This window comes from Garicola koreensis, from assembly GCF_014195445.1.
In the GTDB taxonomy this organism is placed as follows: Bacteria; Actinomycetota; Actinomycetes; order Actinomycetales; family Micrococcaceae; genus Nesterenkonia; species Nesterenkonia koreensis.
The window spans coordinates 475815-501880 of the sequence record NZ_JACIBT010000001.1 but is presented as its reverse complement, the minus strand read 5'-3'; the positions used below and the strand labels follow the sequence as shown (position 1 = coordinate 501880).

General features: G+C 64.5%; 26 protein-coding genes. 20 read left to right on the top strand and 6 right to left on the bottom strand.

All coding sequences use genetic code 11. The features are described 5' to 3' along the window. Positions 1 to 166: 166 nt before the first annotated feature. The 3 genes from exaC (at position 167) to FHX47_RS02325 (ending at position 3899) form a co-directional block, all read left to right on the top strand. The gene (exaC, locus tag FHX47_RS02335) at positions 167 to 1690 is read left to right on the top strand and encodes an acetaldehyde dehydrogenase ExaC (RefSeq protein WP_183357264.1); all 1524 of its coding nucleotides are present in this window, start codon (positions 167 to 169) and stop codon (positions 1688 to 1690) included. Between the two features lie 22 nt (positions 1691 to 1712). Beyond that, on the top strand, positions 1713 to 2102 hold the full coding sequence (locus tag FHX47_RS02330) for a DUF779 domain-containing protein (protein ID WP_183357263.1): 390 nt from the start codon (positions 1713 to 1715) through the stop codon (positions 2100 to 2102). Positions 2103 to 2207: 105 nt separating this feature from the next. Then, the gene (locus tag FHX47_RS02325; RefSeq protein WP_183357262.1) at positions 2208 to 3899 is read left to right on the top strand and encodes a glycoside hydrolase family 13 protein; all 1692 of its coding nucleotides are present in this window, start codon (positions 2208 to 2210) and stop codon (positions 3897 to 3899) included. A gap of 21 nt (positions 3900 to 3920) precedes the next feature. Here the strand turns inward: FHX47_RS02325 and FHX47_RS02320 are convergent, their stop codons facing one another. Beyond that, positions 3921 to 5174, bottom strand: coding sequence for an MFS transporter (locus FHX47_RS02320; RefSeq protein ID WP_183357261.1), 1254 nt, complete (start codon positions 5172 to 5174; stop codon positions 3921 to 3923). A 136-nt stretch (positions 5175 to 5310) separates the two neighbouring features. Between FHX47_RS02320 and FHX47_RS02315 the strand changes: the two genes are divergently transcribed. The 10 genes from FHX47_RS02315 to FHX47_RS02275 all read left to right on the top strand — a co-directional run bounded on the left by FHX47_RS02315 (position 5311) and on the right by FHX47_RS02275 (position 17659). Next, positions 5311 to 7089: a bifunctional sugar phosphate isomerase/epimerase/4-hydroxyphenylpyruvate dioxygenase family protein gene (locus FHX47_RS02315; protein WP_183357260.1), complete on the top strand. Its 1779-nt coding sequence runs from the start codon at positions 5311 to 5313 to the stop codon at positions 7087 to 7089. A 120-nt stretch (positions 7090 to 7209) separates the two neighbouring features. Then, positions 7210 to 7746 carry a TRAP transporter small permease gene (locus tag FHX47_RS02310; protein WP_183357259.1) on the top strand — a complete coding sequence of 179 codons (537 nt, stop codon included), beginning with the start codon at positions 7210 to 7212 and terminating at the stop codon, positions 7744 to 7746. Next, on the top strand, positions 7743 to 9017 hold the full coding sequence (locus FHX47_RS02305; RefSeq protein WP_183357258.1) for a TRAP transporter large permease subunit: 1275 nt from the start codon (positions 7743 to 7745) through the stop codon (positions 9015 to 9017). Before FHX47_RS02310 ends, FHX47_RS02305 begins: the two co-directional genes overlap by 4 nt. Continuing rightward, on the top strand, positions 9014 to 9904 hold the full coding sequence (locus FHX47_RS02300; RefSeq protein ID WP_343064269.1) for a shikimate dehydrogenase: 891 nt from the start codon (positions 9014 to 9016) through the stop codon (positions 9902 to 9904). The genes FHX47_RS02305 and FHX47_RS02300 overlap by 4 nt, the downstream gene beginning before the upstream one ends. Before the next feature lie 14 nt (positions 9905 to 9918). Beyond that, positions 9919 to 11034, top strand: a complete 1116-nt coding sequence (locus FHX47_RS02295) for a DctP family TRAP transporter solute-binding subunit (protein WP_183357257.1) — start codon at positions 9919 to 9921, stop codon at positions 11032 to 11034. Positions 11035 to 11038: 4 nt separating this feature from the next. Further along, positions 11039 to 12010 (top strand): phosphotriesterase family protein, encoded by a 972-nt coding sequence (locus FHX47_RS10780; protein WP_343064268.1) that lies wholly within the window; start codon positions 11039 to 11041, stop codon positions 12008 to 12010. 67 nt (positions 12011 to 12077) lie between these two features. Beyond that, positions 12078 to 12713, top strand: a complete 636-nt coding sequence (locus FHX47_RS02290; RefSeq protein WP_246327896.1) for a TetR/AcrR family transcriptional regulator — start codon at positions 12078 to 12080, stop codon at positions 12711 to 12713. Between the two features lie 81 nt (positions 12714 to 12794). Beyond that, positions 12795 to 15740 (top strand): DEAD/DEAH box helicase, encoded by a 2946-nt coding sequence (locus FHX47_RS02285; protein ID WP_183357255.1) that lies wholly within the window; start codon positions 12795 to 12797, stop codon positions 15738 to 15740. A gap of 25 nt (positions 15741 to 15765) precedes the next feature. Beyond that, positions 15766 to 16908 (top strand): hypothetical protein, encoded by a 1143-nt coding sequence (locus FHX47_RS02280; protein WP_183357254.1) that lies wholly within the window; start codon positions 15766 to 15768, stop codon positions 16906 to 16908. Positions 16909 to 16918: 10 nt separating this feature from the next. Next, positions 16919 to 17659 carry a polyprenol monophosphomannose synthase gene (locus FHX47_RS02275; protein WP_183357253.1) on the top strand — a complete coding sequence of 247 codons (741 nt, stop codon included), beginning with the start codon at positions 16919 to 16921 and terminating at the stop codon, positions 17657 to 17659. A 32-nt stretch (positions 17660 to 17691) separates the two neighbouring features. Here the strand turns inward: FHX47_RS02275 and FHX47_RS02270 are convergent, their stop codons facing one another. The 3 genes from FHX47_RS02270 to FHX47_RS02260 all read right to left on the bottom strand — a co-directional run bounded on the left by FHX47_RS02270 (position 17692) and on the right by FHX47_RS02260 (position 19925). Beyond that, positions 17692 to 18033, bottom strand: coding sequence for an RNA polymerase-binding protein RbpA (locus tag FHX47_RS02270; RefSeq protein WP_183357252.1), 342 nt, complete (start codon positions 18031 to 18033; stop codon positions 17692 to 17694). A gap of 104 nt (positions 18034 to 18137) precedes the next feature. After that, entirely contained in the window at positions 18138 to 19397 is a 1260-nt protein-coding gene (locus tag FHX47_RS02265; protein ID WP_183357251.1) for an SPFH domain-containing protein, read from the bottom strand. A 42-nt stretch (positions 19398 to 19439) separates the two neighbouring features. Then, a complete protein-coding gene (locus FHX47_RS02260) occupies positions 19440 to 19925 on the bottom strand; it encodes an NfeD family protein (RefSeq protein WP_183357250.1) in 486 nt (161 codons plus the stop codon). A gap of 564 nt (positions 19926 to 20489) precedes the next feature. On the opposite strand from FHX47_RS02260, the gene FHX47_RS02255 reads away from it, so the two are divergent. Further along, positions 20490 to 20798 carry a plasmid mobilization protein gene (locus FHX47_RS02255; RefSeq protein WP_183357249.1) on the top strand — a complete coding sequence of 103 codons (309 nt, stop codon included), beginning with the start codon at positions 20490 to 20492 and terminating at the stop codon, positions 20796 to 20798. Between the two features lie 194 nt (positions 20799 to 20992). On the opposite strand, the gene FHX47_RS02250 is transcribed toward FHX47_RS02255, so the two are convergent. Both FHX47_RS02250 and FHX47_RS02245 read right to left on the bottom strand, forming a co-directional pair. Further along, a complete protein-coding gene (locus FHX47_RS02250; RefSeq protein ID WP_183357248.1) occupies positions 20993 to 21334 on the bottom strand; it encodes a type II toxin-antitoxin system PemK/MazF family toxin in 342 nt (113 codons plus the stop codon). After that, positions 21331 to 21531: a hypothetical protein gene (locus FHX47_RS02245; protein WP_183357247.1), complete on the bottom strand. Its 201-nt coding sequence runs from the start codon at positions 21529 to 21531 to the stop codon at positions 21331 to 21333. The genes FHX47_RS02250 and FHX47_RS02245 overlap by 4 nt, the downstream gene beginning before the upstream one ends. A 220-nt stretch (positions 21532 to 21751) precedes the next feature. Between FHX47_RS02245 and FHX47_RS02240 the strand changes: the two genes are divergently transcribed. The 6 genes from FHX47_RS02240 (at position 21752) to FHX47_RS02215 (ending at position 26061) form a co-directional block, all read left to right on the top strand. Further along, the gene (locus FHX47_RS02240; RefSeq protein WP_183357246.1) at positions 21752 to 22024 is read left to right on the top strand and encodes a type II toxin-antitoxin system Phd/YefM family antitoxin; all 273 of its coding nucleotides are present in this window, start codon (positions 21752 to 21754) and stop codon (positions 22022 to 22024) included. Next, complete coding sequence (locus FHX47_RS02235) at positions 22015 to 22479, top strand: PIN domain-containing protein (RefSeq protein WP_183357245.1); 465 nt, start codon at positions 22015 to 22017, stop codon at positions 22477 to 22479. Before FHX47_RS02240 ends, FHX47_RS02235 begins: the two co-directional genes overlap by 10 nt. A gap of 183 nt (positions 22480 to 22662) precedes the next feature. Beyond that, entirely contained in the window at positions 22663 to 23322 is a 660-nt protein-coding gene (locus FHX47_RS02230; protein WP_183357244.1) for a cyclodeaminase/cyclohydrolase family protein, read from the top strand. A 53-nt stretch (positions 23323 to 23375) separates the two neighbouring features. Further along, on the top strand, positions 23376 to 23792 hold the full coding sequence (locus tag FHX47_RS02225; protein ID WP_183357243.1) for a DUF3054 domain-containing protein: 417 nt from the start codon (positions 23376 to 23378) through the stop codon (positions 23790 to 23792). A 146-nt stretch (positions 23793 to 23938) separates the two neighbouring features. Further along, positions 23939 to 25120 carry an alcohol dehydrogenase catalytic domain-containing protein gene (locus FHX47_RS02220; RefSeq protein ID WP_183357242.1) on the top strand — a complete coding sequence of 394 codons (1182 nt, stop codon included), beginning with the start codon at positions 23939 to 23941 and terminating at the stop codon, positions 25118 to 25120. A gap of 41 nt (positions 25121 to 25161) precedes the next feature. Beyond that, a complete protein-coding gene (locus FHX47_RS02215; RefSeq protein WP_183357241.1) occupies positions 25162 to 26061 on the top strand; it encodes an SDR family oxidoreductase in 900 nt (299 codons plus the stop codon). The last annotated feature ends 5 nt before the right edge of the window (positions 26062 to 26066 follow it).

Here is a 26066-nt window from a genome sequence, read left to right as displayed (position 1 = left end):
TGTCGTACTTCACAGTGTAGGCGTTGAATCGGCCACTGGGACAGCCGCTGCATGCGTGACGCAACGTTCGTGCAACCTGACAGCGGCTAGACTCTAAAAACCTACGTGATGTCCCTCACATTACGTGGGGGAGTACGCACTGACAGCACAGGAAGAAGGAGTCACCATGACCGTCTATTCACAGCCGGGCACTGCGGGAAGCGTCGTCGAATATAAGGCCCGCTACGACAACTTCATCGGCGGCGACTGGGTTGCCCCGGTGAAGGGCCAGTACTTCGAGAACCCCTCACCGGTCAACGGAAAACCGTTCACCGAAGTGGCACGATCCACCGCCGAAGATATTGAACTGGCCCTGGACGCCGCCCATAAGGCGGCCCCGGCGTGGGGGAAGACCCCCGTTGCCGAACGCGCGGTGATCCTGAACAAGATCGCCGACCGTATTGAGGAGAACCTGGAGAAGCTCGCCGTCGCTGAGACCTGGGACAACGGCAAGCCGGTGCGCGAATGCCTGGCCGCCGACCTTCCGCTGGTGGTCGATCACTACCGCTACTTCGCCGGCACCATTCGAGCCCAGGACGGTGGGGTCAGCGAGATCGACGCCTCCACTGTGGCCTATCACTTCCAGGAACCGCTGGGCGTGGTCGGTCAGATCATCCCGTGGAACTTCCCGCTGCTGATGGCCACCTGGAAACTTGCTCCGGCGCTGGCGGCTGGCAACGCGGTCGTCCTCAAGCCAGCCGAACAGACCCCTGCCTCCATTCTGGTACTGATGGAACTGATCGGTGATCTGATTCCCGACGGTGTGCTCAATGTCGTCAACGGCTTCGGCGCCGAGGCCGGCGCCCCGTTGGCGTCCAACCCGCGCATCGCCAAGATCGCCTTCACCGGTGAGACCACCACCGGCCGTCTGATCATGCAGTATGCGTCCCAGAACCTGATTCCGGTCACCCTGGAGCTGGGTGGCAAGAGCCCCAACCTCTTCTTCGAGGACGTCGCCTCCCGCGACGACGCCTTCTACGACAAGGCCCTGGAGGGCTTCGCCATGTTCGCGCTGAATCAGGGCGAGGTGTGCACCTGTCCCTCCCGAGCGCTGATCCAGTCGAGCATCATCGATGACTTTCTGCCCGCGGCGGTGGAACGCACCAAAGCGGTCAAGCAGGGCAACCCGTTGGACACCGAGACGCAGGTGGGCGCGCAGGCCAGCAACGACCAGCTGGAGAAGATCCTCAGCTACCTGGACATCGGCAAGCAGGAGGGCGCTGAGGTCCTCACCGGTGGCGGACGCGTGGACCTTGGCGGGGACCTGAGCGGCGGCTACTATGTGGAGCCCACCATCTTCCGCGGTGACAACTCCATGCGCATCTTCCAGGAGGAGATCTTCGGTCCCGTGGTCTCCGTGACAGACTTCTCCGACTATGACGAGGCCATCTCAGTCGCCAACGACACCCTCTACGGTCTGGGTGCCGGAGTGTGGTCCCGGGAGCAGAACATCGCCTACAACGCCGGCCGTGACATCCAGGCCGGCCGCATATGGACCAACTGCTACCACCAGTACCCGGCACATGCGGCCTTCGGCGGGTATAAGAACTCCGGATTCGGCCGCGAGAACCACAAGATGATGCTGGACCACTACCAGCAGACGAAGAACCTGCTGGTCAGCTACAGCGAGGACAAGCTCGGCTTCTTCTAAGCCGAACCGGAAGGAGGCGGCCATGGCTGCTCAGCGCATTGATGTGACTGCGGAGGCAGCGGCTCTGCTGCGGCAGCTGCGGGATGAGCACGGTGCGGCACTGATGTTCCACCAGTCCGGCGGGTGCTGCGACGGCTCGGCACCTATGTGCTTCACGCAGGGCACGTTCATGACCGGCCCGGCCGATGTGCTGCTGGGCCACTTGGAGCCGGGCACCCCCGAACCGGTGCCGGTCTGGATTTCGGCCGCCCAGTTCGAGTACTGGTCCCACACTCACATCACCATTGATGTGACCCCGGGCCGCGGGGCAGGGTTCAGCATCGAAGGGCCCACCGGCAACCGGTTCATCATCCACTCCCGGCTCTTCACGCAACAGGAGCAGGCCGATCTGGAACCGGTCACCACCGGCTAGCGGCGGTGCGGCGTCGTCGTCCCGGGCTGAGGCCCTCCTAAAATGGGGCTCGACGACGACGCCGGGCAGCCGCCGGGCGCGAATGCTCCCAGATAGGGTGAGGCGATGAGCACTGCGCATGAGCGCCTCCCGGGGCCCTCCGCTGATTCGACCACGGTCCCATGGTGGCGCACCGCGGTGATCTATCAGATCTACCCGCGGTCCTTCGCCGACGCCGACGGAGACGGCGTCGGCGACCTGAAGGGGGTGACCGGAAGGCTCCAGGAGCTGGCAGACCTCGGCGTTGACGCCGTCTGGCTCAGCCCCTTCATGACCTCCCCGCAGAAGGACGGCGGCTATGATGTGGCCGACTTCTGCGACGTGGACCCTCTTTTCGGCACGTTGGAAGACTTCGATGAGATGCTCGCGGCCGCTCATGCCCGCAGCCTGCGGGTGATCGTGGATCTGGTGCCCAACCATTCCTCGGATCAGCACCGGTGGTTCCAGCAGGCGTTGGCCGCCGTCCCGGGAAGCCGAGAGCGCGCCCGCTACATCTTCCGCGACGGCACCGGCGAGCGTGGGGAGCGGCCTCCCAATAATTGGACCTCAGTATTCGGCGGGCCGGCCTGGACCCGGGTCACTGAGGCCGACGGGAGCCCGGGTCAGTGGTACCTGCACCTGTTCGACTCCAGTCAGCCCGATTTTGACTGGGCCAATGAGGAGGTCTGGGCTGAGTTCCGCCGGATTCTTCGCTTCTGGCTCGACAGGGGAGTGGACGGCTTCCGGGTCGACGTCGCTCATGGGCTGGTCAAGGATCAGGACTTCCCGGACTACGCCCCCGATCCGGACGCCGCCTCCATGGGAGGCGAGGAGACTCCGGCCCCCTACTTTGAGCAGCCCGGCGTTCATGAGATCTACCGGGATTGGCACCAGGTGCTGGCCGAGTACAGCGGCGACCGCGCACTGTGCGGGGAGGCCTGGGTCTCCTCAGTGGAGAAGATGGCGCTGTGGGTGCGGCCTGGGGAGATGCACCAGACGTTCAACTTCGAGTTCCTCATGGCCGCCTGGGATGCCGTTGAGGTGAAGGACATCATCGACCGGTCGCTGAGCGCGTTCGGCAGTGTGGGTGCACCGGCGACCTGGGTGCTGTCGAATCACGACGTCGTGCGCCACGCCACGCGCCTGGCGCTGACCGAGGAGAACCCGCAGGGGACCGGCATCGGCCCGAACTTTGCCGGGCTCGGGGATCCTGCCGAGGGCCTGCGGCGAGCGCAGGCGGCTACGGCTCTGATGCTGGCTCTGCCCGGGTCCGCCTATCTCTATCAGGGCGAGGAGCTGGGTCTGGATGAAGTGCACGACCTTCCCGATGAGTTTCGGCAGGACCCCACGTGGTTCCGCACCGGCGGCGACCGCTACGGCCGGGACGGTTGTCGGGTCCCGATTCCGTGGCGGAGCGGCGCGCCGGCGCTGGGATTCAGCCCCACCGGCAAGTCCTGGCTTCCGCAGCCGCGGCGCTGGAAACCGCTGGCACGCGAGAAGCAGCGGAGCAATCCGCAGTCCACGCTGAACCTCTACCGGGGCCTGCTGAGACTGCGCAGAGACCACCAGCTGGGCGCCGGAGAGCTGCAGTGGCTCAGCGGCTACCCGCAGGATGTTCTCGCTTTCCGGAACCTCGGCGTCGTCGTCATCGTCAATCTCAGCTCAGTTCCGGTGGCGTTCGACTCTGAGGCAGCCGTGCTGGCCGCCAGCGGTCCGCTGCACGACGGGCTCATCCCCACCGACACGACAGCATGGTTTGCGGCGGGATCTCCCACATAGGGTCGGGCGGGGATGGGGCGGTCAGTCGATCAGTCCGGCGGCACGGCGAGTGGTCTGATTCGCGTGAGCTGAGTAGCGCGGCAACCACTTCTGCATGCCGGCTGCGGCCAGCGGGCCCATAAGTGACGCCGCCCAGATCCCTGCCGCCAACGATCCCAGGGCCGCTCCGGCAGAGAGGATCAGCGGCCCGGCCCCGAGCCCAATGTCGGTCAGCAGTCGCCACGCCCCCAGGAACTGGGGCCGCCCGTGGCTGGGGGAGATGTCTGAGGAGATGGTCATCATGATCCCCGAACCCAGGCCGTTGGCGAAGCCCAGCAGCATGGCCACGATCGCCAGGCCAGCAGTGGTGGAGGTGAGCGGGAAGGTGGCCATGGCCACCCCGAGCAGGACCATGGCCGGCACGCCCAGCCAGAGTCGGCCGAAAGTATCCATGACCTTTCCGGCCGGGTAGAAGAGCAGCATGTCGATTCCGCCGGCCAGTCCGAAGAGCAGCGAGATGGTCGTCGGGTCCACACCGACGAATTCGCCCCACAGCGGGATCACCTGTTGGCGGGCGCCACGGGCTGCGCCCACCAGCATGCCCACAGCACCCATGGTGGCCAGCATTCTGCGATGGGCAGAGAGCACCTGCCAGAAACGTGGCTTATCGGCCACCTCCGCGGTCTGAGTGGAATCAGTCTGCGACCGGTGCTTCCGCGTCGGTCGGGCCAGCCAGACGGTGACCGAGGCCGCCGCAGCAGTGATGACCGCCAGGATGAACACTGCGCGCATATCCGAAAAGTGGGTGATCCCGGCACCTAGGAATGGACCTGCAAACTGTCCGATCCGGTGCACACCGCCCAGCGTGGAGAGCACGCGTGCTCGCTTCAGCGGTGGTGTGATCTCGGTGAGGTAGGAGTGGCGGGCCAGGTGGAAGACGGCATTGGCAGCACCGACCAGCAGCACCGCTGCCCCCAAGATGATCAGCGACGGCGCCGCAGCAGCACCGAGGAATGCCAGCGCAGCCAGAGATCCGGCCAGGACCATCGCCGCACGGTCGCCGATCTTTGATGCCAGGGCACCTGCGGGCAGATCGGCGAGGATCTGGCCGAGCGGAAGCATGGCGGCGATGACGCCGGCCGCCGCCAGCGTGGCGCCCTGTCCCACAGCGAAGGGGGCGACGATCGGCAGAATCGCCCCATTACCGACGCTGAAGATGAAGGCGGGTATCAGTGCCCCGACCACAACGTCCCGTTTGGGGAACAGGGGAGCAGCAGCTGATGGGCGATCGGACACGGAGACACAGCATAGTCACCAAACCTGGATCCAGACGGTTTCCCCACAGCGGGGGAGACCTCCCGGGGGAGGACCGCCCTCGGGGCGAACAGCGCGAGCGTAGACCGCTAATGTAATCTTTGGTACATTCCGGGCCATGGTGACCTCGATCGCATCCGTCTGCCTGTCGGGCAGCCTCACAGAGAAACTGCACGCCTGCGCGAAAGCAGGTTTCGACGGCGTCGAGATCATGGATGCAGACCTCACAGTCGCTTACGAATCCCCCGAAGAGATCCGCGCCCTGTGTCAGCGACTGGGTCTGAGGATCGACATGTTTCAGCCTTTCCGTGACGCAGAGGGCGTGGAGGATGAGGTCTTCGAGGAGAACCTCAGGCGCGCTCGGGAGAAATTCCGCACCATGAACCGTCTCGGCGCTGACCTGATGCTGGTCTGCAGCAATGCTGGCACCGCGAGCATCGATGACGACCAGGTGGCGGCCCGGCAGCTGGGAGAGCTTGCCGACGCTGCGGCTGAGTACGGGGTTCGCATCGCCTATGAGGCGCTGGCCTGGGGCCGGTACGTCAGTGACTACAGGCACGCCTGGCGCCTGGTCCAGGCGGCAGACCGCCCCAACCTCGGCACCTGCCTCGACAGCTTTCACATCCTCTCCCGCGGGCACGACCCGGCAGGCATCGAACAGATCGAGGGGGAGAAGATCTTCTTCCTCCAACTGGCCGATGCCCCCCAACTGGATATGGACCTGCTGTCCTGGAGTCGGCACCACCGACTGTTCCCGGGGGAGGGTGCCTTCGACCTTGCCCAGTTCCTGTTCCATGTTCTGCGCGCGGGCTACCGCGGTCCGCTGTCGCTGGAGGTCTTCAACGACACCTTCCGGCAGACCGACGTCTACCGCACGGCGGCCCACGCTCAGCGTTCGCTCACGTGGTTGGCGGACCAGGCTGCTGCCCTGGATCACCGCCGCCAGAGCATCCTGCCTGCGGCGCAGCCCCCGCGGGCCATCGATTTCGTCGAGATCGCCGGAGTCGACTTGGCTGAGGTGGATCATCTGATGGACCAGCTCGGGTTTGCCTTCCGCGGCCGACATCGGCGTAAGCCCGTCCGCCTCTGGTCCTACGGCGAGGCGCGGATCATCCTCAACGAGCAGCCCAAGCTGCAAACCCCCAAGATCGCCGGGCTGGGCCTGGAGGTCGCAGACAGCGCTCCGGCCGCTGAGCGGGCCGAAGCCTTGGGAGCCCCACCGGTCTTCCGCAATACCTCCACCGGCGAGCAGAATCTACGGGGGGTCTCTTCGCCGGACGGCACGGAGATCTTCTGGAATGATCAGATCGGCCCGGACGGCTGGATCTCGGAGTTTGAAGGCGGCTTGGCGCCCAACGGTGACTCCGGCACCATCGACCACGTCAATCTCTCCTATCCTTGGCAGGACTTCGAAGAAGCTGTGCTCTTCGCGACCAGCGTGCTGGGCTTGGAGGCCACCCCGGCCGCCGAAGTCCCCGGGCCGCTGGGACTGGTCAGGAGCCAGGTGATGCATACCGCCGACCGCATTGTGCGGCTGCCGCTCAACCTCGCTCCACCCACTGCACCGGTACCGCCGCGGCACATCGCCCTGGCCTGTGACGACATCATCGCGGTGGCCGCCGACGCGCGCTCCCGAGGCCTGCAGTTCCTGGCCGTGCCGGACAACTACTACGACGACTTGGCCGCTCGGTTCCCGCTGGCCCCAGACTTCATTCATCGGCTGAAGGATCTCGACCTGCTCTACGATCAGGACGATGCCGGCGAGTTCATCCACTTCTACACCCCCACCATCGGTGACTTCTTCCTGGAGATGGTGGAACGCCGCGGCCAGTATGACGGATACGGCGCCCCAAATGCGCCTGTGCGTCTGGCCGCTCAGCGCTCCCTCCTCAGCTGAGCAAGCCGCCGGCACAGATTCGCAGCGAAATATTGACGTCTAATGTAATACCCGGTACGTTCATACCGACACCATGGTGACCCAGCTCACCCACTGCTGACCAGAGAATCAAGGAGTCGCATGAGTTCTCCGCTCCGCACCGTGCTGCGGCGAGCCGGCAAAGTCCTCACGGCCGCAGAAATCAGTCTGGGCGCTCTGATGCTGCTCACCATCTTCGTACTGATCGGCATCCAGGCCGCCCAGCGCCACCTGCCGGGAGAAAGCATCGCCTGGACCGGGGAAGTCTCACGGTTCGCGCTCCTCTGGCTCACCTTCTCGGTGGCCGGGGTGCTGATCACCCACCGCGGCCACATCACCCTGGAGGTCGTGGACATTCTTCCGCGTCCACAGCTGGTGCGCACCGTGCAGATCTTTGCTCTGCTCGTTGTGGCAGCAGTTGCAACCGGTCTGGCCGTGGAAGCCTTGACCCTAGTCCAGACCCAGGGAATCCTGCGCTCCCCAGTACTGGGCATGTCCATGGCACTGGTCTACATCCCCGTGCTGGTGGGCATGATCAGCACCGTGCTGCGTTCGCTGCTCAGCGCCGCAGACATCACTCTGCACGGCCCGGTGCTGCCCTCAGACCCCACACATCCCTCGGAGGTGCAGACCCAGTGACCCTCCTGCTGCTGGCGGCAAGCATCGCCATTCTGCTTCTCCTTCGGGTGCCTGTGGCATTCGCCTTCCTCGGACCCTCCCTGGTGTACATGCTCATCGACGGACAGTCCTCCGGGATGAGCCTGCGACAGGTCGCCGCCGCGGCGCAGAGCTTCCCGCTGCTGGCGGTTCCGCTGTTCATCTTCCTGGGAGCGCTGGCCAATCACGCCGGGATCGCAGACCGGCTCTTCAACTTCGCCATGGCGCTGCTTGCCCGGGTGCGGGGGAGCCTGGGATATGTCACCGTCGGGGTCAGCGTCGGCTTCTCCTGGATGAGCGGATCAGCAGTCGCCGATTCAGCCGCCCTGGGCAAGGTCCAGATCCCTACGATGGTGCGCAACGGCTACAGTCGCCGGTTCGCCACCGGCATCTCCTCCACCTCCTCGCTGATCGCGCCGGTGATGCCGCCCAGCATTCCCGCAGTCATCTTCGCCGGCCTGGCGGCAACCTCCACCGGTGCGCTCTTCGCCGCAGCTGTCGTTCCGGCTCTGCTGGTGGCCGTAGGCCTGTGCGTCGTCGTCTGGCTGATGCTCAAGCGCGAGCCCAACGTCTCTCGAGAGACGTTCGACCTCGCCACACTGATCTCCACCTCCAAGGGCATCCTGCTGCCGATCCTGACCCCCGTGATCATCCTCGGAGGAATCCTCGGCGGACTCTTCACACCGACCGAAGCGGCCGGCGTCGCAGTCGCCTATGTGCTGCTGATCGCGCTCATTGGGCGGTCACTGACATGGCGCGGACTGCTTTCGGCCATCCGCGAGACCGTCATGACCACCGGTGCCATCATGATCATCGTTGCCGCAGCAGCACTGCTGGGCTACATCCTCGCCCGGGAACGTCTTCCACAGATGCTGACGGAGCAGCTGCTGTCGCTCACCGAAAGCCCCACCGTCTTCCTGCTTCTGGTGATGCTGCTGATGCTGGTGCTCGGCACTGTCATCGACGCGACCGCAGTTCTGGTGCTCGTGGTTCCCGTGCTGCTGCCGATCGCGCAGCAGTACGGCATCGACCCGATCGCGTTGGGCGTGGTACTCATTCTTTCGCTGATGATCGGCCTGCTGACCCCTCCGGTGGGCACGGTGCTCTTCGTCACCGCGGCCGTCTCTGACACCAAGGTCGGCGAGGTCTTCAAAGGGGCCTTGCCCTTCCTGGCACCAATCGTGATCGTCACTGTCCTAGCCGTCCTCTTCCCGGATGCGGTCCTCTACCTGCCGGAGGTGCTGGGACTGTGACCACCACGCTGAACCGTTCAGTTCTGATCGGACTCATCGGCCACGGGGTAGGCCCCTCACTGACTCCGCCGATGCATGAGATGGAAGGGGCCCGCCAGGGTCTGCGGTACCTGTACCGCACCATTGAGTTCAGTCCGGACAATGATCCGCGGCAAAGACTGATGGAACTGATCCGCAGCGCACGCGCCTTCGGCTTCGACGGACTGAACCTGACCTATCCGGTCAAGCAGACCGCCCTTTCACTGTTGGACGAGATGTCGACGAGCGCGCACATGGTGGGTGCCGTCAATACTGTGCGCTGGCAGAACGGCCGGCTGATCGGCCATAACACCGACGTCTCCGGCTTCCGGGCTGCCCTGGACGACGCGCTGGGAAGCGAACCACTGGGTCGGATCGTGCTGATCGGCGCCGGGGGTGCCGGATCCGCCGTATCCCATGCTGTGGCTATGCGAGGGGCCGAACACCTCACCATCGTCGACGCCGATCCCCACCGGGCCCGGGACCTGGCCAACAACATTTCTGCACTGCATCACCAAGCTGTGGATGCCGCTTCCGTCGACGCGCTGCCCAGCCTGCTGCCACTGGCCCAGGGCCTGATCAACGCCACCCCGATCGGCATGGCCGACCACCCCGGCTCCGCCGTGGATGCGAACCTGCTGCGGCCCCCGCTGTGGGTCTGCGACGTCGTCTATCGGCCCGTGGAGACCGAGCTGCTGCTGACTGCCCGGCACCGGGGATGCCGCACGATCTCGGGCCTGGGTATGGCGATGCACCAGGCAGCCGATGCCTTTGAACTCTTCACCGGCAAAATCGCGGACCGCTCTGCCATGCTTACTCACCTGAAGCACCTTGTAGCTGCTGAGAACTCCTCACAGCCTGTTCACTAATGAAAGGAATCACCATGTCACACGCACCCCGAAACGGCACTCGCTGGGCGGCGCTGCTCACCTTGCCGGCCCTGGCCCTGGTCGCCTGCGGCGGCAACGACGACGGCGCAGACGACGGCGGCGGCGACGGCGGCGGCGACGGCGGCGGCGACGGCGGCGACGGCGGCGGCGACGGCGGCGGCGACGGCGGCGGCGACGGCGGCGGCGAGCAGACCAACGGAGCCACATCGCTGACCTTGGCCCACAGCTACAACGACGACCAGCCCCAAGCACGGTGCGGTGCCGACGTCATCCAGGAAGAGGTCGCTGCCGCCGACGTCGGCCTAGACATCGAGATCTACGGCGCCAGCCAGCTGGGCGGCGATGCCGACCGCATTGCTTCGGTTGCTTCCGGCGACATCGATATCGACATTCAGGGCGCCTCCGCGCTCGGGGCAGTCTATGAGCCCGTCAGCGTGCTGGACGCGGCCTACGCATTCGACGGCCCGGACCATCTGGCCAACTACATGGCCAGCCCCGAGGCCGAACAGATGATTGAGGACTTCGCGGCGGAGACCGGCGTGCGCGCCCTGGGCACCTGGTCTGCCGGGGCCCGGCACTTCACGTCGAACCAGCCTATCCGCACCCCTGAGGACCTGGAGGGTCTGCGGATCCGCTTCCCCGGATCTCCGCAGTACCTGATGAACGCCGAAGCGCTCGGGGCTGACGCCACCGAAGTCGCCTATGAGGAGCTCTACCTCTCACTGCAGCAGGGGGCAGTGGACGGTCAGGAGAACCCGCTGACGAACATCGAGTCGGAGAGCCTGGCTGAGGTGCAGGATTACCTGAACCTCAGCGCCCACCAGCTCAACACCAATTTGGTGATTATCTCGGAGGTGTGGGATGACCTCAATGAGGAGCAGCAGGAGGCTCTGAACGCAGCGGTGGAGACGGCTGTGACTGAGGTCACCAACTGTGTCGCCGAGGATGAGGAGGCCACTCTGCAGGAGTGGGAGTCCGGCGATGAGTGGGAAATCATCGATGATGTAGACGTTGACGCATTCCAGGAGCAGGCCGTCAGCCACCTGCAGGACACATTGGAGGGTGACTCGCTGCAGGTCTTCGAAGACATCCGCAGCACCTCAGAGTGAGCAGGTGACCTCGCTCGTCGAGTCAGTGACCGGGGTGGTGCCGGCGGATCAGCTCGGCACCACCCTGATCCACGAACACCTGATCGTCAGCGACCCCGAGTTGGACCTGAACCTTCCGCACCCGGAGTGGGACGAAGACCGGGTGGGAAGCAGGCTCCGCGCACAGCTGGACCAGCTCTCCGCCCTGGGCGTGGAGACCATCGTGGATCTCACCGTCCCCGGGCTCGGCCGCGATGTGGGGCGGATTGCTCAGCTGGTCCACGACTCTGCGGTGCAGATCGTGGTCTCCACCGGCTACTACACCAGTGATGTCCTGCCCCCCTTCTTCCGGCTCAACGGGCCGGGCCGTTTGGTCACCGGCCCCGATCCGCTGACCGAGATGTTTCTGAATGACATCACAGCTGAGATCGCCGGCACATCAGTCCGGGCGGGCATGATCAAGGTCGCCTCCGATGACCGGGGGATCACCGAGGACGTCGCCCGCGTCTTCCGCGCCGCGGCCGCGGCTCAGCGTCAGACCGGTGTGCCGATCACAACACACTCTGACCCTACGACCCGCAGCGGTCTGGAGCAGCAGCAGCTCCTCGGCCAGTTCGGGGTGCCTCTGGGCAGGGTTGTCATAGGCCACAGCGGCGACTCGACCGATATTGGCTACCTGCGCGAACTGGCTGAGGCTGGCTCGTTCATTGGGTTTGACCGGTTCGGCATGACCCATATGGGTCGGGACGCCGATCGGCTCAGGACGCTGCAGACCCTGCTGGAGCTGGGATACCAGGACCACATCGTGCTCTCCCAGGATGCGGCGGTGTTCAGCCGCATGACACCACCCACGTGGAGAGCCAGGCATGCTCCGCAGTGGCGAATGGACCATCTGCACACCACGATCCTGCCGCAGCTGCGCGCCGCCGGAATCGACAGCCGCCTGGAGCGCCAGCTGCTCGTGGACAACCCGCGCCGCGTGCTGGTGGGAGAGTGAGCTCGCTGACTGGGGGAGCCAGGGTCGAGGTTCTGGTAGCCTTCGAGGCGACAAACGGAGGTTCACATTGACAGAGCGACGCATCCGCCAGCGCGACGCTGTTCGCACTCGGGCTGAACTGCTGGAGGTTGCCACCGGGGTCTTCGCCGATGCCGGATACTCTGGTGCGCGGATCGATGAGATCGCTCGCCGCACCCGCACGACCAAGCGGATGATCTACTACTACTTCGGAGGCAAGGAGCAGCTTTACCTTGCCGTCCTGGAGAACGTCTACCGTGGTATCCGTGACAAGGAGCAGACCCTGCACGTCGATGAGCTGGCTCCGGCCGACTCACTGCGCCAGTTGGCCGAGCTCACCTACGACCACCACCTGGCCAATGACGAGTTCATCCGGCTGGTAGCGATTGAGAACATCCACCGCGGTCGCTACATCCGTCAGATCGAAGCGCTTCGAGATCTGAGCAAACCCGCGGTTGGAGTGCTGGACATGATCCTTTCCCGGGGGCGGGCTGAGGGCCATTTCCGCAGCGACGTCGACGCCGTCGACGTGCATCTGCTCATCAGCTCCTACTGCGTATTCCAGGTCGCCAATAAGTACACCTTCGGGTACCTCTTTGACCGCGACCTCGGCGCGGATGCTCACCGTGACCATCTGCGCTCCATGATTGGTGACGTCGTCGTCGCCTGGCTCACCGACCGGTGAACCGGATCCCGCCCTCGGGCCTCAGCTGCGGCCTGCAGCAGCTGGACGCCAATTTCAGCCCAGCTCGGTAGGGTGGAGGGCATGACTTCACCGGCCGAGCGCTATGCCCAGTGGCGACAACGAGCAGCCGAGGCGAAGACGCAGCTTGGTGCCTTCCGCGCCGAGCAGACTTTCGACTTAGACGAGTTCCAGCTTCAGGCCTGCCGACATCTGGAATCCGGTCAGGCCGTGCTGGTGGCTGCCCCCACTGGAGCCGGCAAGACCATCGTCGGGGAGTTCGCGGTCCACCTGGCCCTGGCCCAAGGCAAGAAGGCCTTCTACACCACTCCCATCAAGGCGCTGAGCAATCAAAAGTTCCGCGACCTACGCACAGAGTACGGCTCAGACCGGGTCGGCCTGCTCACCGGTGACATTTCCATCAACTCCGAGGCAGACGTGGTGGTCATGACCACTGAGGTCCTGCGCAACATGCTCTATCAGGACTCCAGCACGTTGGGGGACTTGGGACATGTGGTGATGGATGAGGTCCACTATTTGGCCGACCGGTTCCGTGGGGCGGTGTGGGAAGAAGTCATCATTCACCTGCCGGAGTCGGTGCAGCTGACGGCACTGTCGGCCACCGTCTCCAATGCCGAGGAGTTCGGCGCCTGGCTGGACACCGTCCGCGGCGAGACTGCTGTGGTCGTCTCAGAGCACCGTCCGGTGCCGCTGTCGCAGCACATGATGGTCGACTACGAGCTGCTTGACCTCTTCGTCGAGTCGGCAGGCAAAGACAACCAGGTCAAACAGCTGGTCAACCCCGAGCTGCAGCAGCTGGCCCACTATTCACAGGCCCCGTCCTCACGTCGCTCCGGCGGGCACCGGGGGCGGGGCAGAGGCCGCCGCGACAGTCGCCGTGACCTGGGCCGCTCAGCTCACCCCTCCAAGCAGGGGGTCTCCACACTCTCCGGCTCTCCGGTCGGCAGGCCTCGGCTGAGTCGGCCCAAGATGATCCGCACCCTGGATCGGGAGGGGCTGCTGCCGTGCATCGCCTTCATCTTCTCCCGCGCCGGGTGCGAAGCCGCTGTCGAGCAGTGCCTGCACCACGGGATCCAACTGACCAACAAGGCTGAGGCCGTGGAGATCAACTCCCGGGTGGAGAAGATGGGCTGGGAGCTGCCCGCCGAGGACCTGGCGGTCCTGGGGTTCGACAGCTTCCGTGAGGCTCTGATCAACGGTATTGCCGCCCATCACGCCGGTATGCTGCCTCCGTTCAAAGAGCTGGTCGAGAACCTCTACGCTGAGGGTCTGCTCAAAGTGGTGTTCGCCACTGAGACCCTCGCCCTGGGCATCAACATGCCCGCACGCACGGTGGTGTTGGAGAAGCTGGACAAGTTCAACGGCGAGTCCCACCAGGACATCACCCCGGGGGAGTACACCCAGCTGACCGGTCGGGCGGGTCGTCGCGGCATCGACGTGGAGGGCCATGCCGTCGCCATCTGGCAGCCGGGCATGGACCCGCGTCAGGTGGCCGGATTGGCATCGAAGCGCACCTATCCGCTGAATTCGTCCTTCACCCCCAGCTACAACATGGCGGTCAATCTGACGGCACGGTTCGGCCGGCGCCGCGCACGCACCATTCTGGAGTCCTCGTTCGCGCAGTTCCAGGCTGATCGTGCCGTGGTCGGTTTGGCCCGCGACGTCGCCAAGCGTGAATCCTCCCTGAACGGCTATGAAGAAGCCATGCAGTGCCATCTGGGTGATTTCGGCGAGTACGCGCGGCTGCGGCGCGAACTCAATGAGCGGCAGAAGGATCAGGCCAAGTCCCGCAACCGGCAGCAGCGCCGCGAGATCATTCGTGTGCTCAGCGCTCTGGAACCCGGCGACGTCATTGATGTCCCCGGCAAACGCCGACTGGGGGCCAGCCTGGTGGTCCATTCAGCACCTGAGCACGACCCCCGCCCGGGGGTGATCACCGAGGACGCCAAGCTGCGCAACGTGACCATCGAAGACTTCCCGCAGCCACCAGAGGTGATCTCCAGTGTGCGCCTGCCCCGCAAACCACAGGTGAAGGTGCCGAAGATCCGCCGTGACCTCGCCTCCACCATGCGCAGTGCGCTGAAGGAGCGGACACCAGCACGCCGCAACGCGCCGCAGCCGGGTTTCGGGTTCGTCGAGGACGCCCTCACCGACGACGCCGAGACTGTTCAGCAGCTTCAGTCGGCGCTGCAGCGTCACCCGTGCCACTCCTGCAGCGACCGCGAAGACCATGCCCGATGGGCTGAACGCTGGTGGAAGCTCAAACGAGAGACTGACCAGCTGCAGGCCAAGATCGACCGGCGCACCGGATCCATCGCCAAGACCTTCGACCGGGTGTGCGGAGTGCTGTTCGAACTGGGACATCTGCAGCCCGCCGATGACGAGCTGCTGCCCAGCATCGAGCCGATCGAGGAGGAGTTCCACGCAGAGGAGTTTTTGGTCACCGAGCGCGGGCAGCGGCTGCGACGCATCTACGGAGAGCGCGACCTCTTCACCGAGATGCTCATGGATCGCGGAGCGCTGGCTCAGCTGAGCGCCGAGGAGATCGCTGCCTTCTCCACGCTTTTGGTCTACCAGGCCAAGCGCGAGGACGAGGGCGCGACTCCGCAGATGCCCACCAAGGGGCTGTCCCACGCTGTACGCACCGGCCTTGAAGTTCATGCTGAACTTGAAGCTTTGGAGAAGCGGCATCATCTGCAGCCCACCGATGTCCCAGAGATGGGCTTGGCGATTCCGATGTACTCCTGGGCCTCCGGGGCCAGCCTGCGCGTTGCGCTGGAGGATTCACCCCTGGCGGCCGGGGACTTCGTGCGGTGGGCGAAGCAGTGCATCGACGTACTGGACCAGCTCTCCGCCGTGCCCACCGCGACGGCGAAGTTTGCCTCCAGGTGCCAGGAGGCCGTTGACCTCATCGCCAGGGGAGTAGTGGCCTACTCCTCGGTCGCCTACGAAGATTTGGAAGAAGACTTGGAGGAAGATATTGACCGTGACGAACCCGACGACCACTGAGACGAGTACGGGCAGGACTCCTGTGATGCTGCACAACGGGACCGTACATTCCACGGATGAGCCCTACGCCGAAGCCATGCTCGTCGAAAATGGCCAGGTGGCGTGGCTGGGTTCCGATGAGACGGCGCAGCGCTTGGCCGATGAACGCATGCTTCACCAGGACCTGGATCGTGGGTTGGTGACCCCGGCCTTCGTCGGCTCGGCAGCGGTGACGCTCGAACAGCTCGAGGCCGGCACGCTGACCGAGATCCTTGACGGGGCAGCCACCAGCTTCGGCTGCTCGACGCTGCGGCTGCGCGTCCCGGTGGAGGCCCAGAAGCTCACCGGCGATACGCGGGATTCCCTGGCAGAATCCCTGCGCAGTGCACTCACCACGGCGGGGGAGCATCCTGTGGCGGTGTACCCCGTGGTCGAGCTGACCGGGGTCCGCGCCGATGGTGGGGCTCCCTCGATTGCTCCGGTGAACACGATGCTGGACCTGCTGGGGGAGTTGGACCCCGTGGCTGAGAACCCGATCGCAGTGCAGCTGCGCTTCGCAGAAGTGATGCCGAACCTTCTGGGTGTGCGTTCCTGGTGCACCGAAGCCGGCCGTCAGCTGTTCCTGGAGTGCACCGAAGCCGAGGCCGCCGAAGTGGTTGATGCGGTGGTGACCTCTCATCAGCACCTGCGTGAGCTGAAGCAGACGCCCTCACCGGTGACGCCCACTGTGCTGGTGGGCTTTGACTCCGCTGCCTCCGAGCACTGGGAGACGCTGCTGAACACGGGCGTGCATGTGCTGCTTAATCGCCCCGGCCATTTGGCCACCGCCCTGCGAGCTGGAGTCCCCACGGCCGCCGCGCCGCCGGAGGGCCAGAATCCCTGGCAGCTGGTCTCCGAGCACGTGCACTTCGACGACGACCCCGTCTCAGTGCGCGCCGGCTTCAACGCGCAGACTCGTGGGGCCTATCGTTCCCTGGTCGGAGCCGCCCCGGAGTCGGCTCAGCTGAATCCCGGTTCTGCCGCGACCTACACGGTCTGGGAGGTGGACCAGCTGGCGGTTCAGACTCCCAACTCCACGGCCGCGGCCTGGAGCACCGACACTCGTGCGCGCACCCCACTGCTGCCCTTCCTGGACGGAGTGGAGCTGCCACGGTTAGTCGGCACGGTCGTCGCCGGTGAGACCCTGTAGGTTGGGATCCATGAAGACCCTGACCATCATCCCCACCTTTAACGAGATCGATGCGCTGCCGACCACTATCGATCGGCTCCGGGCCGCAGTGCCTGAGTCTGATGTGCTGATCGTCGACGACAACAGTCCTGACGGCACCGGCGACCTTGCCGAGGAGATGCGCGACCACGACGAGCAGATCCACGTGCTTCACCGCACGCAGAAGAACGGCCTGGGTGGCGCCTACATCGCTGGTTTTCACTGGGGTTTGGCCCGTGACTACCAGGCGCTGGTGGAGCTGGACGCCGACGGCTCTCATCAGCCCGAGCAGCTGCCGGCGCTGCTGGCCGCCCTGGACCAGGCTGATCTGGTGATCGGGTCCCGCTGGGTCCCGGGCGGATCTGTGGTGAATTGGCCGCTGCACCGGGAACTCATCTCCCGCTGTGGAAGCTACTACTCACGCGCGATGCTGGGGCTGAAGGTTCGCGACATCACTGCAGGCTTCCGGGTGTTCCGGCGCTCCACGCTGGAGGAGGTGGACCTGGATGCCATCGAGTCTGTCGGCTACGGCTTTCAGGTGGATATGACTTTCCGCGTAGCGCGTCAGGGAAAGACGATCCGGGAAGTGCCGATCACGTTTGTTGAGCGCACACTGGGGGAGTCAAAGATGAGTTCGGGCATCGTCCTGGAGGCCATAGGCAATGTGACCAAATGGGGTCTCAGCGCGCGGGCCGAGACGCTGGCCCGAAAGGTGCGATCCTTCAGCCAATGACCGCCCTGGAATACAGGGTGGTGAGAAGGTCTCTAGACCTTTTCGCCGCGGCGCTCGCGCAGAATCTTCAGCCGATCTTTGAGGATGTCTTCAAGGTCCTCCTGGGACCGGCGCTCCAAGAGCATGTCCCAGTGGGTCCGCACCGGCTTCTCCGCTGGTGCCTCTGGTGCGTCGCCCTCTGCCAGCACACCGACTTTGCCGGAGGGGGTGGTCCAGGTGCCGGGGATCTCAGCCTCGGAGGAGAAGGTGACCGAGATCCGCTCTCCGTCGTCGCAGACATATTCGATGTTCTGCCGGGGGGCCGGCTCTACGCCCTGCTCAGTCTCCATGGACTGGGCGCCAAGACGCATGCCGCGCAGGCTGCGATCGCTCATCGTTCTTCCTCCAAAAGCAGTTCTACACACAGTTTGATTCGGACACCATAACGGGGCCGCCCCACAGTTTATTCCACGGACCGGCCCCGGTGGGTGCAGGGATGCTATTGCTTCTCAGGGTCCTGCGGCTGCTCCGGCTCCGGCTCGTCCGGGGGCCCCTCAGCCTGCGGGGGAGCGGCCTCAGCGTCGTCGCTGCGGGTTTGGGCGGCCTCTTCGGCCTCTTCTTCCTGGCGCAGAGCCTCCGGGTTGCCCTTCTCCGCGCGGCGGGCCTCCTTCTCCAGTTCCTTGGTGCTCAGGTAGCGCGTGTCGTCGTCGGTCACTGACGTCGAGCGCGCAGATTCGGCCAGGTCGGCGATGGCGCTGGAGATTCCTGGACGTCCCTTTCGGCCGGCACCCTCGACCTCCTGGGAGCGGCGCTCTCGCAGTCTTCTGGCGCGGGCCTCCAGGGATTTCTCCCGGTCCTCGTAGGACATGTTCTCACTGCCGGCCGTTTCGCCGCTGAAGGCTCCTGAGAGGCTCTTCAGTGCCTCGCCGAACTCTCCGGGGATGACGAACATGGTGTTGGACTCGCTCTTGGCCATCTCTGGGAGAGTCTGCAGGTACTGGTAGGAGAGCAGCTCAGGGCTGGGCTCTGAGGCGTGAACCGCACTGAAGACGGTCTCGATGGCTTGAGCCTCGGCGTTGGCGGAGAGAATGCGGGACTGCGCCTCACCCTCAGCCTGCAGGATCGCTGACTGGCGCTCACCTTCGGCATTGAGAATCGCAGACTGCTTGGTCCCCTCCGCGGTGAGAATCGCGGCGCGGCGACTGCGTTCGGCACGCATCTGCTGCTCCATGGAGTCCTGAATGCTGTGCGGGGGATCAATGGCCTTCAGCTCCACCCGGGCCACCCGAATGCCCCAGCGGCCGGTGACCTTGTCCAGTTCTCCGCGCAGCATCGAGTTGATCTGATCACGGGAGGTCAGCGCCTCTTCAAGGTTCATTCCACCCACCACGTTACGCAGGGTGGTGGTAGTCAGCTGCTCCACAGCCACGATGTAGTTCTGGATCTCATAGCTGGCAGCTTTGGGGTCAGTGATCTGGAAGTAGACCACAGTGTCAATGGAGACCACCAGGTTGTCCTCGGTGATGACCGGCTGGGGCGGGAAAGAAACGACCTGCTCGCGCATATCCAGCAGCGGCAGCAGCCGGTCGATGAAGGGCACCAGCAAGGTCAGTCCGGGGCCCTGGGTTCGCTGGTACTTGCCCAGGCGTTCCACAATTCCGGCGCGCGCCTGGGGGATGATCCGTACGCTCTGCGCCAAGATCACGACCACGAAGGCGACCAGCGCCAGAAGTACGACGATTAGGACGAAATCAGGCATTGTCTGCAGCTTCCATTCATGTGGGGTGTGATCATTGTGTTCTCAGGCCTGGGGGGAGTGCGGGTCAGGCCAATCGATGCGTGAGGTCGGCTTGAGATAGACAGTGGCTCCGTCGACGGACTCGACCACCGCCGAGGTGCCTGCTTCGATGGTGTGCCCGCCGACCACGCGGGCCGTCCACGTACCTCCGTCAACTTCTGCCAGCCCTTCAGTGTCGGTCACCGACTCGAGGGCATGGGCCTCCATGCCCTGCATCCGGTCAATATTGGTCAGTTGGTCCGGCGAACCCTTCTTCAGATGCTTCAGAGCCACCGGCCGCACCGCACCGAGCATCAGCAGCGCGGTGATCGCTGCCACGACTACCTGGATCCATCCGTCGCCGCCGGCCAAGGAGACGGTCATCGCCGCCAATGCGCCGGCGGAGAGCATCAGGAAAAGCATGTCCAGGGTGAAGACTTCCAGGACCAAAAGCACGAACGTCAACGACAGCCAAGCAGCCCAGAGGTTCTCGCCGAACCATTCGATCATGAGAGCCTCCTTGATCTGCTCGGTCTGTGACGGGCCTACAGCATGGTGATCTGCATCAACATCTGAACTCTCAGCTTAATCGACTCGCAGAAACCCCGTCGAGATGATCTCCGGCTGACGCCGTACTGAGCCGGGAGCACCCCCGCTGTCATGGCCGTCGAGACCAGCGACGTCGAGTGGCTCAGTGGCAGCGCGGCAGGGCGTGCGGGTCGATATCCTGAACCGTGACATCTCGTAGTGTTATGTAGTAGTATGTAGGTGTGAGCATCCGGGTGGATTGGCATAAGCGTGCTGCCTACATCCGGCTACGTCACGCTATAGAGCCGAGTTGGGCTGATGAGGCGGTCGACGATGATTACGCGGTCTGGCTTGTGCCCGATCCAGCCAGCCGTTCGGGCTATGCGGTCCGAGTCATTGGCTACTCACCCAGCGTGGGCACGGTCCTGACGGTGATTCTTGTAGACGCGGCCGCAGACCCACGCGAGCAGCCAGACGGGCAGTGGGGGGGAGAAACGCATGGATAGCAAACCAGCGCGACCAGCGCAACTACGAGGAAGTGGAACCATGAGTAGAATCGACAACCTCCTCGCCAAGGAAGGCGCGGCGGCAGAGAACTATGAAATGCCCGAGCAGTTGCCCGATCATGTGCAGGTGAGTCGTCGCAGCCGCGCGAAGCCCACCGTAATCTCGGTGCGGTTGTCGCCAGAAGAGAACAGCGAGCTTCAGCGCGCAGCCCAGGAGGCCAACCTGCCGGTCTCGACGCTGGTCAGGCTCTGGGCACTTGAGAGGCTGCGGGAAGAGGAACAAGACAGCAGCAGTGTTGCGGCACGCCTTACGCGGTTGGAACAGGAAGTTTTTCAACAGAACGCTTGAGGGCAGCGCTCGCCGGGCTGATCAAATCGAACGATACCGTTCGGACAAGTCGGGACAACTCTGTGCTGTTTCGAGTCGATCTCGTGGCTTTACTGGCAGGGACAGGAGCTGAGGAGCCGGGAGCACCCCTTCTCATGGCCCTCGAGACCAGCGACGTCGAGTGACTCAGTGGCTCACCGGCCAGCGGACACCATCTATGACGAGCGAGGTGGGCTTAGGTCCTGGACCTCGAGGTAGTGGGCCAGCGCGAGCTCGACCTCTCCAAGTTGGTCCCGGGCGAGGTAGTCGACGGGGTCACCGACGACGGAGTCCACGTCGATCGAACGAATCTGGTCGACCAGTAAGCGCGTCAGCCGACCAGCGACTTCAAGCTCGGGACGATGCACCGATGGTCCGGCCGAAGTGGACGTAGGAACCACGGTGACAACAGACAAGGGTGAATCCGACGGGGAGAGGACCAACCCCAATCGCTTGCCACCCTGCTCGTGGCTTCGCGAGCGACCCAGGTCGATCCGATAGACGGCCCCCCGGATCACCAGGCCTCAGGCTCCGTGTTGAGGTCCTCGCTCTTCAGCGCCTCAGCGTCTGCGCGGAACTGGGCCAACCAGCGTTCATGATCCAGCAGCCTTAGCGCTCGGCGCAGCGTCTCCGAGGTGCTCTCGCCGGGTTGGCCGGCCTCGCGCAGGATGCGCTCGTCGTCCGGCGTCGGGCGGAAACCGATCGATGCAGGCATAGCACCCATCGTACCGCAGGTTTAACAAATGTTGAACACCCGCAGCCCGCAGGCGGATCGTCAGACCAAGCAAGTCGATGAGTTTGACACGTTTCTGCCAGCACTGGCGGGGCCGACGTGGTCGCCGGCAGGGGAGTTGATGAGGCGAGAGTTGGGGGATCGGCGTTCGACTCATGACCAGGTGTAGCACTTGCCGTCAAAAGGTGCCACACCTGGTCGCATGGCAGTGCGCGAATTCGGCATCAGGGACCTGAGGAATCACACCACAAGGGTCCTGGACGCAGTGCGTGCCGGCGAGGTCGTGTATCTGATGAACCGAGGAGACCGCGTCGCGGAGATTCGCGCCGTCGACCGCCGCCGTCCTGTCGAAGCGCTGGTCAAGAAGGCCAAGGAGGTCTCGACCGGCGACACCGGTGCCTTCGATGAACTCATGGACGCCAAGCGAGCCGACACCGCCGTCCAGGCTGCGAAGGACGAGGCTCTGTGGGGCTGATCCTAAACACCTCGGCGATCATCGGTTGGGTCGAGCTGCAAGATGCGAACCTGATCGAGTGGCTGCTCGAGAACGCCGGCGAGGACATCCCCAACGTCCATATAGTCACCCTTGCCGAGCTGGAACGCGGCGTCCTCGAAGCACCTGATGAGGCAGCCAGGTCCCGGCGCGCCGACACGCTGAACTTCGGTCGAGATGAGCTGCGTCAGGCGTCGTTCTCAGACACTGTCAAGCAGGCGCACCTCTTCGGGATCGTGAGCTCGGTCGTAAGTCGGAAGGTGTCTCACAACGCCTGCTGGATCACCGCCGCAGCACTCGGCGCCAACGACACCCTCGTCACGATGGATCAGCAGCTTGCCGATCAGCTCCGCGCAGCATCGCAGGTTGCCAACCACCTGTCCCGATGGCTCCGCAAGCGCCAACGGCAGCTCAAGGTCAAACACTTCAGCCGGTAACGACTGCCGCCGTCGTGATTATTAGTCCGATAATCTACATTATGTCAACTTAAAGCGAGACGGCGGGCAGGATTACAGAACGGCGACGATCATCCGCCTCTCCCCAACTGCGCCGTAGAGCTCTGCCGGACTCCCGGGAGCCGAGACGTTTCCCACATGCACAGCGTGGGACACACTGGAGGCATGCCCGATTCAGATGAGGTCACCACGCAGAATTCGACGCTTGAGCAGTGGACGCGCGCTTTGAGCGAGTCCGTCGGCTCCCCCGGCGGCGGCGCCGGAGCCGGGGTGATGCTTGCCATGGCAGCATCACTGACCTCCATGGTTGCCGGCTACAGCCACGCGCAGCCGCACCAGCGGGATACGCTCCACGAGGTTCGTGCCAGAGCGCACGAGCTGCGGCGCACTGCCCTGCAGCTGGCTGACGAAGACGCTGAAGCCTCGCACGCTTTCGGCGCGGCGTTCAAACTGCAGCGCGGACCCCAGCGTGACGATGCCATACGCGGGGCCTCACTTGATGCGGCGGCGACCTCCTCTGCCGTCGGCGAGCGCGCCACAGAAGCAATTGATGACCTGAGCTGGTTGTCAACGCACGGAAACCCAGCGCTGATCGCCGACGTCGTCGTCGCCTTCGGCGCACTCAGAGCAGCCGTGACCGGTGCGCGCACTAACGTCAGCTTCGATCTGGCCACGCTTCGGTCCTCCGGCGCCACCCTGGACCAGATTCACCGGCAGCATCCCAGACTCTGGACAAGGGTCGAAACGTTCGATGCGGCCATCTCACGCATCGATGTGTGCGTCGCGGAGGTCGATCATCGTGCCGCCCCGACAGACTCGCACTGACCCCTCCCCCTCCCCCAGAGTGAGAATCGGCTGGGCTGTGTTGCAATGGATTCATGGCCGAACCATCCCCCCACGACGACGCAGCCCTCACCACGCACACGTCGGTGCGCCCGGCACGTTCGGCGATCGGGTTCGGTGCCGATGCCGTGCTGGTCGTGCTGTTCGCAGTCGTGGGCAACAGATCCCACGCCTCCGGGCTCAGTGCTGCCGAGGTGTGGTCGACGGCATGGCCGTTTCTGATGGGCTTAGCGCTGGGCTGGTTGATCACCGTGTCCTGGCGGCACCCCAGCAGCATCTGGCCCAGCGGCGTCGTCGTGGTGATCGTCACCGTGGCCTCGGGCATGGTGATGCGGCAGCTGTTCACCGACGGTGGCGTCCAGCTGTCATTCGTCATGGTGGCCACCCTCACCCTGGCGGTGTTCATGCTGGGCCGGCGCCTGGTGACCAGGCTGCTGTTCCGGCGCCGCTGAGCTTCAACCTGGGCACCGGGTGATGACCAGCAAATACTCAGGTCAGTATCGGTGCGGTGGGCCCTGTCAGCGCCCGGTGAACAGTCCACGCTCGACGAACAGCCCATCGGGCCAGCGCTAACCGACTCTCTTAGGAGGGCGCCGCAATGAAAGCAGTCACATGGCAAGGTCCGCGCAACGTTTCCGTGGAGACGGTCCCCGACCCGGTGCTGCAGCAGTCCAATGACGCGATCATCGAGGTCTCCTCTGCTGCGATCTGTGGCTCTGATCTGCATCTCTATGAGGTTCTGGGACCGTTCATGACAGCCGGCGACATCATCGGTCATGAGTCGATGGGCCGGGTGGTCGAAGCGGGCTCGGAATCTCATCTCTCCACCGGCGACCGGGTCGTGGTCCCCTTCCAGATCGCCTGCGGCGACTGCTTCTACTGCCGCAAGGGGCTGCAGACCCAGTGCGAGACCACACAGGTCACCGAACAGAGATCCGGCTCCCAACTCTTCGGCTACTCTCAGCTCTACGGCGCGGTTCCCGGCGGCCAAGCAGAGTACCTGCGGGTCCCCCACGCCGACTACGGACCCATCAAGGTCGGCGAGGAGCTGGAGGATCACCGCTACCTCTTCCTCTCCGATGTGCTGCCCACCGCTTGGCAGGCGGTCGCCTACACCCACTGTGAGGCAGGCGATTCGGTGGCCGTCGTCGGGCTGGGTCCCATTGGTCAGTTCGCCGCTCGCATTGCCAAGCATCTTGGCATGACGGTCTATGCCATGGACCCTGTCGCTGAGCGTCGCGAAATGGCAGCACGCCACGGTGTGCACGTCTTTGACAGCGGTGACGAGTCAGTCTCCGCGATCCGGGAGGCCACCTCAGGTCGAGGCCCTGATGCGGTGATCGACGCCGTCGGCATGGAGGCTCACGGCGATGCCCAGTCGGCTCTGGCGAAGTTCGCCCAGCGCTCCGTCCAGTTCCTTCCCGATAAGGTGGGGCAGCCGGTCATGGCCAAAGCTGGCGTGGACCGGCTCGCCGCGCTCTACACCTCCATCGACCTGGTGCGCCGCGGCGGCACCATCAGCCTGTCCGGGGTCTACGGGGGCCAAGCCTCTCCGCTGCCGATGCTGACCCTGTTCGATAAGCAGATTCAGGTCACTATGGGCCAGGCCAACGTGAGGAACTGGGTGGATGGGATCATCCCCCTGGTGGAGGACCACTCAGATCCGCTGGGCATCGACGATTTCGTCACCCACCGGATGCCGCTTGAGAAGGCTCCAGAGGCGTACAGCATGTTCCAGAAGAAGGAGGACGGCTGCATCAAAGTCGTCCTCAACCCGTGAATCGTTCGTCCTGACTGCCGACCCCTACCCGAAGGAGTGTCATGACGCAGAAGGCACAGCAGGATCCACACAGCAAACATTACGACGACGATATGCCCGCGCACGCAGATGTCGGTCAGCCTGGTCATACTTCGCAGACTGACCCCACCCCGGACCATGGGGAGGACAGCTATGTGGGTGCAGCTCGGCTGCAGGGCAAGAAGGCCCTGATCACCGGCGGTGACTCTGGTATCGGTCGCGCAGTGGCAGTTGCCTACGCCCGTGAGGGTGCAGACGTGGCTATTGTGCATCTGCCCCAGGAACACCAGGACGCGCAGACCACCTTGGGCCTCATCCGCGAGAGCGGACAGCAGGCGGTGGCCTATCCTCAGGACCTCACTGCCGACGGTGCCGCCGAAGAGGTGGTCAACGCCGCTGTCTCTGACCTGGGCGGGCTCGACGTCGTCGTACTCAATGCCGCCGTCCAGCGGGCGCGATCCCGCTTCGAAGACACCCCCATGTCTGAGATCAGAAAAGTCATCGACACCAATCTGGTCTCCCACATTGCTGTGGCCCAGGCGGCGGTTCCGCATCTGGGGCCGGGCTGTTCCATCATCACCACCACTTCCATCCAGGCGGCAGGCCCCGCTCCCCCGCTGTTCGACTATGCGATGACGAAGGCCGCGCAGGTCTCCTTCATCGAAGTTCTCGGTATGGAGCTGGGTGAGAGGGGAATCCGCGTCAACGGAGTCGCCCCAGGACCCGTCTGGACTCCGCTGATCCCCGGCACTAACTTTCCTCAGGGCAAGGTGCAGCACTTTGGGCAGGACACACCCCTGGGCCGTGCGGGTCAGCCGGCCGAATTGGCCGGGGCCTACGTCTACCTGGCCTCGGAGGAGGCCAGCTACACAGCCGGAGCCGTCATTCCAGTCACCGGAGGAAAACCATTCACAGGAGGATGATCCAC